This window comes from Clavibacter lycopersici, assembly GCF_003576405.1.
Taxonomy (GTDB): Bacteria; Actinomycetota; Actinomycetes; order Actinomycetales; family Microbacteriaceae; genus Clavibacter; species Clavibacter lycopersici.
In genome coordinates, this window is the sequence record NZ_QWGT01000086.1 from 1 (window position 1) to 10,115 (window position 10,115).

10 protein-coding genes are annotated in these 10,115 nt (G+C 74.6%); 5 read left to right on the top strand and 5 right to left on the bottom strand.

Annotated features, from left to right (window positions below; genetic code table 11):
- Positions 1-269: 269 nt before the first annotated feature.
- The 4 genes from DZG00_RS07645 to DZG00_RS07660 all read left to right on the top strand — a co-directional run bounded on the left by DZG00_RS07645 (position 270) and on the right by DZG00_RS07660 (position 5,305).
- Positions 270-1,640 carry an LLM class flavin-dependent oxidoreductase gene (locus DZG00_RS07645; RefSeq protein ID WP_119382981.1) on the top strand — a complete coding sequence of 457 codons (1,371 nt, stop codon included), beginning with the start codon at positions 270-272 and terminating at the stop codon, positions 1,638-1,640.
- A gap of 20 nt (positions 1,641-1,660) precedes the next feature.
- Positions 1,661-2,887: an acyl-CoA dehydrogenase family protein gene (locus tag DZG00_RS07650; RefSeq protein WP_233549174.1), complete on the top strand. Its 1,227-nt coding sequence runs from the start codon at positions 1,661-1,663 to the stop codon at positions 2,885-2,887.
- A 124-nt stretch (positions 2,888-3,011) separates the two neighbouring features.
- The gene (locus DZG00_RS07655; protein WP_119455503.1) at positions 3,012-4,175 is read left to right on the top strand and encodes a hypothetical protein; all 1,164 of its coding nucleotides are present in this window, start codon (positions 3,012-3,014) and stop codon (positions 4,173-4,175) included.
- A complete protein-coding gene (locus DZG00_RS07660) occupies positions 4,172-5,305 on the top strand; it encodes a hypothetical protein (protein ID WP_119382517.1) in 1,134 nt (377 codons plus the stop codon). Before DZG00_RS07655 ends, DZG00_RS07660 begins: the two co-directional genes overlap by 4 nt.
- A 6-nt stretch (positions 5,306-5,311) precedes the next feature.
- On the opposite strand, the gene DZG00_RS07665 is transcribed toward DZG00_RS07660, so the two are convergent.
- On the bottom strand, positions 5,312-5,863 hold the full coding sequence (locus DZG00_RS07665) for a DinB family protein (protein WP_119382516.1): 552 nt from the start codon (positions 5,861-5,863) through the stop codon (positions 5,312-5,314).
- Between the two features lie 97 nt (positions 5,864-5,960).
- Here DZG00_RS07665 and DZG00_RS07670 point away from each other — a divergent pair, with 97 nt between their 5' ends.
- Complete coding sequence (locus DZG00_RS07670; protein WP_119382515.1) at positions 5,961-6,434, top strand: DoxX family protein; 474 nt, start codon at positions 5,961-5,963, stop codon at positions 6,432-6,434.
- Positions 6,435-6,508: 74 nt separating this feature from the next.
- Here DZG00_RS07670 and DZG00_RS07675 read toward each other — a convergent pair whose 3' ends face one another.
- The 4 genes from DZG00_RS07675 to DZG00_RS07690 form a co-directional block, all read right to left on the bottom strand.
- The gene (locus DZG00_RS07675) at positions 6,509-6,748 is read right to left on the bottom strand and encodes a PLDc N-terminal domain-containing protein (RefSeq protein ID WP_119382514.1); all 240 of its coding nucleotides are present in this window, start codon (positions 6,746-6,748) and stop codon (positions 6,509-6,511) included.
- Between the two features lie 36 nt (positions 6,749-6,784).
- Positions 6,785-8,020, bottom strand: coding sequence for an amidohydrolase (locus tag DZG00_RS07680; protein WP_119382513.1), 1,236 nt, complete (start codon positions 8,018-8,020; stop codon positions 6,785-6,787).
- A gap of 121 nt (positions 8,021-8,141) precedes the next feature.
- Positions 8,142-8,762 carry a PepSY domain-containing protein gene (locus DZG00_RS07685; RefSeq protein WP_119382512.1) on the bottom strand — a complete coding sequence of 207 codons (621 nt, stop codon included), beginning with the start codon at positions 8,760-8,762 and terminating at the stop codon, positions 8,142-8,144.
- A gap of 65 nt (positions 8,763-8,827) precedes the next feature.
- Positions 8,828-10,115, bottom strand: a 1,288-nt coding sequence (locus tag DZG00_RS07690; RefSeq protein WP_233550097.1) for a sensor histidine kinase, incomplete at its 5' end; no start/stop codon positions are given.

Here is a 10,115-nt window from a genome sequence, read left to right on the forward strand (position 1 = left end):
GGGCGTCGGGCATGGGGGTCCTCTCGTCGGGGTCCCACCCTCCCACTCGCTTCCCCACGCGCCGGAATCCGGGGCGGCTGCGGTGCAGGGGAAGGCCGAGAGGGGATCCGCTCGGCTGCCGCCCACCGTGGCCCGTGATCCCGCGCGCGGGGAAGGGCCGCGGTCACGGCGCGTAACGCAGGCCGGTAACCCCGCGTCACACGGGCCGCCCCGGATTCCGGCGCGTGGGGAAGCGAGTGGGAGGGTGGGACCCCGACGAGAGGACCCCCATGCCCGACGCCCGGCCCCCGCTCCGCTTCGCCGCGTTCGTGATGAACACCGCCAGCCACATCCAGCACGGCCTGTGGCGGCACCCGTCCGCGCGGCAGCACGAGTTCGACGACGTCGAGCTGTGGGTGGACCTCGCCAAGACGCTCGAGCGCGGCCGCTTCGACGCCATGTTCTTCGCCGACGTGGTGGGCCTCTACGGACCGGGCGACGGCGCCTACGACGTCAACGCGCGCGAGGGCCTCCAGTTCCCGAGCAACGACCCGTCCGTGCTGATCTCCGCGCTCGCCGTGAGCACCGAGCACCTCGGCTTCGCGTTCACGAGCTCCGTGCTGCAGGCGCACCCGTTCGACTTCGCCCGCAAGGTGTCGACGCTCGACCACATCTCCAAGGGGCGCATCGCCTGGAACGTCGTGACGAGCGCGCTCGACGGCGCCGCCCGCAACTTCGGCCACGACGGGCTCGAGGACCACGACGCCCGCTACGCCTGGGCGGACGAGTACCTCGACGTCGTCTACAAGCTGTGGGAGGGCTCGTGGGACGACGACGCGCTCCAGCGCGACAAGGAGCGCGGGGTGTTCTCGGACGCGTCCAAGATCCACCGCATCGACCACGAGGGCCCGCGCTACAAGGTCGCCGGCCCGCACCTGTCGTCGCCGTCGCCGCAGCGCACGCCCGTGCTGTTCCAGGCCGGATCCTCGCCCGTCGGCCGCCGCTTCGCCGCACGGAACGCGGAGGCGCAGTTCATCCTGTCGTCGACGCCCGAGAAGACCCGCGCCCTCATCGAGGACACCCGGGCGCTCGCCGTGGACGCCGGCCGCCGGGCGTCCGACCTCTCCTTCTGGCTCGGGCTCTCCTTCATCACCGGCAGCACGGAGGAGGAGGCGAAGCGCAACGAGGCCGAGATCGACGAGTACCTCTCCGCCGACGGCTTCCTCCTGCACTCCAATCTCGGCTTCGACCCGAAGACCGGCGAGCAGCTGGACCCGGCCACCCCGCTCTCGCAGGTCGAGACGCAGGCCGGGCAGAGCCACCTCAACTGGCTGCGCGAGGCGTCGCCCGACCGCGAGCCCACCATCGCCGATCTCGCGCGGCTCTCCGCGAAGCTGCGCGGCCGCGTCGTCGGCACGCCCGAGCAGATCGCGGACGTGCTCGCGGGCTGGCAGGAGGCGGGGGTCGACGGGATCAACGTCATCAACTGGACCCTCCCCGGCAGCTACGAGGACTTCGTCGACCACGTCACGCCCGTGCTCCAGGAGCGCGGTCTGCAGCAGCGCGAGTACGAGCCGGGCACGCTGCGGCACAAGCTCACCGGGCGCGACCGGCTGCCGGAGTCGCACCCGGCGGCGGCGTACCGGGGCGCGTTCTCGTGACGCCCGGCTCGGCGACGGGGGTGGCCGACACCGCTGCGCTGCGCGCCGAGTTCCTGCCGCTGTTCGACCGGATCCGCGCAGGCGCAGTCGCCCGCGAGCGCGACCGGGAGCTGGCCTTCGACGCCGTGGCGCTCCTCCGTGAGGCGCGCTTCGGTGCGATCCGGCTGCCCGTCGCGGACGGCGGCCGCGGCGCGTCCATCGCCCAGCTGACGGAGCTCGTGATCGAGCTGTCGGCCGCCGACGCGAACGTCGGGCACCTGCTGCGCGGGCACTTCGGGTACGTCGAGCTCGTGCTGCGCCGGCCTCCCGGCCCCGCGCGCGAGGAGTGGATCCGCCGCATCGCGTCCGGCGCCATCGTCGGCAACGCCACGAGCGAGCAGACCGGCAACACGCTCGCCGACATCTCCACGACGCTCCAGGAGCGCGACGGCCGCTGGCTGCTGAACGGCACCAAGTACTACTCCACGGGCACGCTCTACTCCGACTGGATCTACCTCGCCGCGGGCCGCGAGGCCGCCGACGGGAGCGGCCTCGAGCGCGTGACCCTCGCGATCCCGACCGACGCACCGGGCGTCACCGCGGTCGACGACTGGGACGCGTTCGGCCAGACCCTCACCGCGAGCGGCACCACGACCTTCGCGGGCGTGGAGGTGGATCCGGCGACCGTCACCGCCTACCGCGAGGCGCCGCTGAGCCACATCCAGGCCTTCTACCAGCTCTACCTCGTGGCGGTGCTGGCCGGCATCGCGCAGGAGGTGGAGCGCGACGCGGTCGCGTACGTGCGCAGCCGCACGCGCACCTACATCCACGCGAACGCCGCGCTCCCGAAGGACGACCCGCAGGTGCTCGACGTCGTCGGCCGGATCTCCACGGCCGCCTTCACGGTGCGGTCCGCCACCCTCGCGGCCGCCGCCCGGCTCGACGCCGCGGTCGCGACCGCCCCGCCAGGCGAGGCCCTCGACGGCCCCACGCTCGACGCGGCCGAGAACGCTGTGTACCAGGCGCAGGTGCACGCGGTCGACCAGGTACCTGCCGCCGCGACGCTGCTGTTCGAGGTCGGGGGAGCGTCCGCCACGTTCCGCGAGCGCGCGCTCGATCGGCACTGGCGGAACGCCCGCGTCGTCGCGAGCCACAACCCGGCGATCTACAAGGCCCGCGCGATCGGGGAGTACGCGGTCGCGGGCCGTGGGCCGGTCGACGCGTGGGCCGCGTACGAGAGGGTGGGCGCGACGCCGTTCCCGCGCTGACAGGGCCCCGCGCTGATCCCGCAGGATCCGTGCCGCCCGACCTGGGGGCGCCCGCGCGTCCGGCCGCCGCGCGCGCCCTCGGTACGGTGGACGGGCGGCCGGGATGCCGCGGGACAGGGGATCCATGACGACGCACGCGCCCAGCCGGCCGCAGCTGGACACGACGCCGCTGACCGGCCGCATCGACCGCGACGACCTCCGCCGGTTCCGCCGCGAGTTCACCGCGCGGTTCCCCGTGCTCGTCTCGCCGCTGTTCCTCCTCGGCCGGATCGCCCTGGGCATCCTCGCCGTGCTCGCGATCCCGCTCGGCGGCGTCTTCGTGCTCGTCGCGGGACTCGGCGCGATCTTCGCGCAGGACCCCGAGACCCGCGGCGACGCCCTCGGCATGACGGTCTTCGGGATCCCGCTGCTCGGCACCGGCGTCTTCTTCGCCTGGCGCCTCATCCGCACCCGCCGTCGCCGCAGCACGATCCGCGCCCACTACCGCCTCACGCGCTTCGGCCGGGCCAACGGCATGGGCTACACGCCGGGACCCATCGCCGACGGGCACATGGGCGAGCTGGCCGCACGCGGCATGTTCCTCACGCGCGTCATGCGGCCCCGCACCGCGCGTCCCGTCGAGTTCGGCAACCACGAGCTGAGCCAGGGCTCGAAGGCGTCCGGCATCACCCAGTACGGCGGCTACGCGATGATCGGGCTCCGCCGCGAGCTGCCGCACATCCAGGTGATCTCGAACGGCACGCGCCTCCGCCGCGCGATGACGCCGACCGTCGACGTCGCGCGCTCCCAGCGCCTCGAGCTGGAGGGCGATTTCGACCGGCACGCGGCCCTCTACTGCCCCGACGGCTACGAGCGCGACGCCCTCTACCTCTTCACGCCGGACGTCATGGCGGTGCTCGTCGACCGGGTGCGCGGATTCGACGTGGAGATCCGCGGGGACCGCCTGCTGCTGCGCTCGCCCGCGGACATGGTGACGCTGGATCCCGACCGCTGGCGCGACGTGATCGACGCGACCGCGGCGCTCATGGCGAAGGTCGACCGGTGGGAGCGCTGGCGCGACGACCGGCTGCTGTCGCTCGAGGGCGAGGAGCGCTCCGTGCTCACGGCGGACGACGACGCGCTCGCGGTGCCGGAGCCGGGTCGGACCCGCCGTCGCGCACGGCGCTCGCGCGGCGTCGCGGCGGCCGGGCGACGGCTCCGGATGCGGCCGACGCTCGGGCTCCTCCTGCTCATCGCGCTCGCCGTGGTCTTCCTCGGGCTCGGCTTCCTGATCACGACGCTGCCGTGAGCCGCGTGCGGGCGCTCACGCGGGCGCGGCTCGACACGGGTCCGCTCACCGACCGGATCCGCCGGCGCGACCTCCGCGCCTTCCGCCGGGCGTTCCGCCGCGAGCACCCGGAGGCGGAAGGGATCGGCGTGAAGGCGCGCACCTTCCTCATGCTGTTCCTCACGTGGGACTGCGTCCTCGCGCTCGCGGCCTTCGCCGGGATCATGGCGGAGACGCTGCAGGAGGGCGCGCCCGACGCCGGCGAGCAGGTCCTCTTCCAGGCGCTGATGGCCGGGATCTTCGCCATCCTGCTGGTCGTCTTCGGCAGCTGGGTGATCCGCTCCCGCGAGCGCCGCGGCGGCTACCGCGCCCACTACCGGCTCGTCCGCTTCGGCGAGGCGAACGGCATGGAGTACCTGCCGGGGCCGATGTCGGACGGGCAGTTCGGATCCGCGCGCCGCTACTTCGACCTCACGCGCGTGATGCGGCCGACCGCGGCGCCCGGGGTCGAGTTCGGGAACCACGAGATCGTCACGGCCGGTCGGCGCGGGGGATCGCCGCGCTTCGGCGGGTACGCGATGATCCGGCTCACCCACGAGATGCCGCACATCCGCGTGATCGCCCGGCGGGGGATCGTCCGCCGTGCGCTGACGATGATGTCGCGTCCGGACCGGGAGCAGCGGCTCTCGCTGGAGGGCGACTTCGACCGCCACTACGCGCTGTACTGCCCGGCGGGCAGCGAGCGGGACGCGCTCTACCTCTTCACGCCCGACATCCTCGCCGTGCTCATCGACCGCGTGCGGGGGCTCGACATCGAGGTGGTCGGCGACCGGCTGCTGCTCACCTCGTTCGACGACGTCGTGACGCGCGACCCCGAGCGCTGGCGCGACGTGATCGAGGCCGTGACCGCGCTCGTGGCGAAGGTCGACCGCTGGGAGCGCTGGCGCGCGGACCCCATCGAGCGTCCGGAGGACCCGACCGCCCTCGACGCGGTGCTCGAGGCGATCGGCCTGCCCGATCCGGGCCGCGCGTCCCGCCCCAAGCCGGTGCGCCGGCTGCGCATGACGCCGACGCTCGGCGGCGTCATCGCGGTCGGCGTCCCGCTCCTGCTCTTCGCCGCGATGTGGATCGCCGTGCTCGTCCTCCGGTGACGCGGATCACTCGCCCGTGACGCCGTCGACCAGCTCCCGCACCACGTCGACGTGGCCCGCGTGGCGCGCAGTCTCCTCGATGAGGTGCACGACGATCCAGCGGAGCGACGGCATCTCGTCCGGCGGGCCTGCCGCGGCGATGTCGTCGAGGTCGTGCCGGGCGATCACGGCGTCGCTCTCCGCGCACGCCCGCTCGTAGTCGGCCACGATCTCGGCGAGGGAGTCCGTCGGCGCGACGCGCCACTCGCCATCGGGGTCCTCGTCGCCGCCGAAGCGACGGTCGTAGTCGCGCGCCTCCATGAGCTCCACCGTCCACGAGCGCTCGACGTCGGCGAGGTGGCGGATGGCGCCCGCGACCGAGGTGAGGCTCGGCAGCACCCGGCGGGCGGCGTCGGCGTCGGAGAGGCCGCGGGCCTTGCGGATCACGGTGGCGCGGTTCAGCGCGAGGAAGCCGGTGAGGCAGGCGCGCTCGTCGGCGCGCGGTGGGCGGGGGCGGTCGTCGAGGCCGAGGACGTCGGTGTCCGCGCCGGTCGCGATGTCGGGGAGGTCGGAGGTCATGCCGGAGCCTAGGACCGGTTCCCCTCGCCGGGGAAGGGCCGGTACCACGGGGATCCGCGTGGGCCGGACGCGCATCCGCCCGCGTCAGACTGGGCGCATGACCTCGAGCTCCGCGTCCCCCCAGACCGCCGACCCGCGCATCGCCCCGGACGGCGGCCGCCGCTCGATCCCGCGCACGCTCGCCCGCATCCTCCTCGGCCTCGTGTTGATCGTGGCGGGCACCGGCCACCTGACGGTCGCGCGGGAGTCGTTCCAGGCGCAGGTGCCGACGTGGCTGCCGATGGATCCCGACTTCGTGGTGCTCGCGTCGGGCGTCGTGGAGATCGTGCTCGGCCTGTCGCTCGTGCTCCTCGGCCGCTGGCGCGTCTGGGTCGGCCTTGTCGTCGCCGCGTTCTTCGTCGCGATCTTCCCCGGCAACATCTCCCAGCTCGTCACGCGGACGCCCGCGTTCGGCCTCGAGACCGATGCGGCCCGCGCGATCCGCCTGGTGTTCCAGCCGCTGCTCGTGATCTGGGCGCTCTGGGCGACGGGCGCGTGGTCGGCCTGGAAGAACAGGCGCGCCCGCCGCTGACCGGGGTCGAGCGGCGGGCGCGGGAATCGGGTGGGCGCGGGAATCGGGCGGGAGCGGGAATCGGGCGGGAGCGGCTAGAGGCCGTACCGGAGCCGCTCGACGGCGCGCTGCGCGTCGGCCGTGCGGTGCCCGATCCCGTACCAGGCGATCGCGCCGAACACGGGGAAGACGACGAGCGCGACGACCCAGAGTTCGCGCGCGAGCCCGGCCAGCGCGCGGTCGCGGACGACCTGGACGATCGCGGTCACGACGAGCGCGACGTAGACGATGACGAGCGGGGCGACGACGGCCCCGGCGATCAGTGCGTCGGACATGGTGGTGCCTCCTGTCGTGTGCGTGTCCTCCCGAACCTACGCGCGCGGCACGCCGACACGCGAGAGGAGGGCGGCCGTCGCGGCCTTCACACCCGTCTCGATCGTGCCCTCCATCGTCGGCGCGAACTGCGGGGTGTGGTTGCCGGGCGGCGGGGTCTCGCCGCCGAACGCCGACGCCTCGACGCCGCCGAACGCCCAGTAGACGGTGGGCACGCCGATGGCCTCGCCCAGGATCCCGAAGTCCTCGCTGCCCATGATGGGCGGCGACTCGACGACCTTCTCGGCCCCGAGCTGCGCGGTGAGCGCCGCCACGATCCCGCGCGTCGCCTCCGGGTCGTTCCGGTTCAGCGGGAACGAGACGATCTCCTCGATCTCGGGCTCGGGCGCCCCGCTCGCGGCGGCCTCGGCCAGGATGATCCGCCGCACCGACGCCAGCACGCGCTCGCGCACGGCCGGGTCGAACGTGCGGATGCTGAGGCCCAGCGTCGCGTGCTCCGGGATGATGTTCTCCTTCGTGCCCGCCTGGAACGTGCCGACGGTCACGACTGCCGCGGCCTGCGGATCCAGCTCGCGCGCGACCACCGTCTGCAGGCGCAGCACGATGGCGCTGGCCGCGACGATCGGGTCGATGGAGTTCTGCGGCTGCGAGCCGTGCGCGCCGCGGCCCTTCACGGTCACCTTCCACGAGTCGGACATGCTCATGAAGGCGCCCTCGCGGGTGGCGACCATGCCGACGGGCAGCGGGAAGACGTGCTGGCCGAGGATCACCTCGGGGCGCGGTGCCCGGTCCCAGAGGCCGTCGGCGAGCATCGCGCGGGCGCCCTCGCCGGTCTCCTCGCCGGGCTGGAACACGAAGACGATCGTGCCGGCCCACGCGTCCCGGTTCGCGGCGAGCGCCTGGGCGGTGGTGAGCGCGGCGGCGACGTGGAAGTCGTGGCCGCAGCCGTGCATCGTGGGCACCTCGGTGCCTGACGGGTCGATGCCCGTGTCGCGGCTGGCGTGCGCGAGGCCGGTCTCCTCGAGGATGGGGAGGCCGTCGGTGTCGGCGCGGAACGCGACCACCGGGCCGTCGCCGTTGCGGAGGATCCCGACCACGCCGGTGCCGCCGCAACGGCTCGTCTCGGCGCCGATCGCCTCCAGGTACGCCTCGATCGCGGCCGCGGTCGCATGCTCCTGCATCGAGAGCTCGGGGTGCGCGTGCAGCGAGCGGAACAGCTCGTGCGCGTCCCGCACGTCGTCGTCCAGCAGGGTGACACCGGGGTGCACGTCCATCGGGGATCCTCCTCGCGAGTGGGTGGCGTCCCTCGTGGGGACAGGTGGATCCAGGCTATGCCCGGCCATCCGCCGCCCGGTCCCGCTCGCGGTCGGGCCGGCTCCGTGGTACCGCCGGGCGTCAGTCGTCGACGGACTGGCCGACGACGTCGCCCGATCCCGCGTCGACGCGCACCGAGTGCGTGACGCCGGAGGAGTCCACGACGTCGCCCTCCCAGAGGATCCGGCCGCCGTCCTCGTCGAGGGCGAGCTCGGTCACCGTGCCGGAGACGGTGTCCGTCATGGCGGCTGCGGCGTCCTCGTGGCCGACCGTCGCGCCCTGCAGGAGAGCGGCGTTGTCGGCGAGGTCGTCGGCGTCGTCCGCGTCGGCGACGGGACCGGCGGTGACCGCGGATCCGTCGGCGCCCGTGTGCACCTCGTGCTCGCGGCCGTCCTGCTCGGCGACGACGACCTCCCACGAGGTGCCGCCGGCCTCCTGGTCGACGGAGAGGAGCGCGCTGCCGGGGACGGCGGCGACGGCGGTCGCGACGGCGGCGTCGAGCGCGCCGTCGGCGGGGAGCTGCGCGGCGGCGTCGGATCCGGCGGTCGGCGCGGCGGACGCGGCGGAGGACCCGGCGCCCGGCGCGGACGCGGGCGCGGTAACGGGCTCCGAGCACCCGGCCAGGGCGAGACCGCCGATGAGCGGCAGGGCGAGCGCCAGGGCGGCGCGGCGGACGGTGGTCGATGCGGTGTGCGTGGTCATGCGCCCACGATGCCCGGGGGCACCTTAAGCGGAGCCTAAGCGGGCGGGACCGCGGGCTCCGGGCCTCAGCCGCCGGACGACGGCGCCGGCAGGCGCAGAACCACCCGGGCGCCGCCACCCGGCGCCTCCTCGACGGTCGCGGATCCGCCGTGCGCCTCCGCGACCGCGCGCACGATCGCGAGCCCCAGCCCGGATCCGCCCGACTCGCGGTCGCGCCCCTCGTCGAGGCGCACGAAGCGGTCGAGGACGCGCTCCCGCTCGGCCGCGGGGATCCCTCGGCCGTCGTCGTCGACCGTGAGCACGACCCCAGCGGGGCCCGCGGTCGTGGCGACGGTCACGGTCGTCGCCGCGTGCCGGGAGGCGTTGTCGGCGAGGTTGCGGACGGCGAGCGCGAGGAGCCGGGCGTCGCCGGACACGCGGCAGGCGGTGATCCCCGACGCGTCGACCGTGATCCCGGCGCGCCCGCGGAGCCGCGCGACCTCGTCGAGGGCGACGTCGTCGAGGTCGACCGGCCGCAGGTCGATGGCCGACCGCTCGTCGAGCCGGCTGAGCACGAGGAGCGCGTCGACGAGGTCCTGCTGGCGCCCGCCCTCGGCGAGCACGACGTCCGCGAGCTCGGCGAGGCTCGTCTGGTCGGGGTGCATGCGCGCGAGCTCCGCGTGCTGCCGCACGGTCGCGAGCGGGGAGCGCAGCTCGTGGGAGGCGTCGGAGACGAACCGCTGCTGCGCCCGACGCGCCGCCTCGAGCCGGGCGAGCATGCCGTTGAGCGTGCGCGCGAGCCGGTCGACCTCGTCGCCCGTGCCCGGCTCGTCGATGCGGCCGTCCCCGCGCGCGTCGCCTATGGCCTCGGCGTCCCGTCGGATCCGCTCCACCGGCCGGAGCGCCCGGCCCACCACGATCCACGTCAGCAGAGCCACGAGCGCGACGACCACGGGCACCGCCACGAGGAGCAGCCGGACGACGGCGGCGACGGCCTCGTCGGCGTCCTCCAGCGACGCGGCGACCACCACGGTGACGCCGCCCGCGTCCTCCACCTCGCCCGCGACCACGAGCCGGCGTTCCCCGTCGACGACGACGTCGTCCGCCCGGTCGTCGGCGAAGAGGGGCGCCCCGTCGGCGTCCTCGCCGTGCGCGATCACGCGACCGTCCGCATCGAGGACCTGCACGAGGTCGTCGTCGCCGAGGTCCGTCACCGCCTGCGGGCCGCTCGCGGCGACCGCGTCGGCGACCGTCTCGAGCGTGCGCCCGGCGGCCTCGCGAACGCCGTCCTCGAGCGATCCCCGCAGCACGACCGCGAACGCGACCGCGCCGACCGCGCCGAGCACGAGCGCGATCAGCGCGACCGCGGTCGTC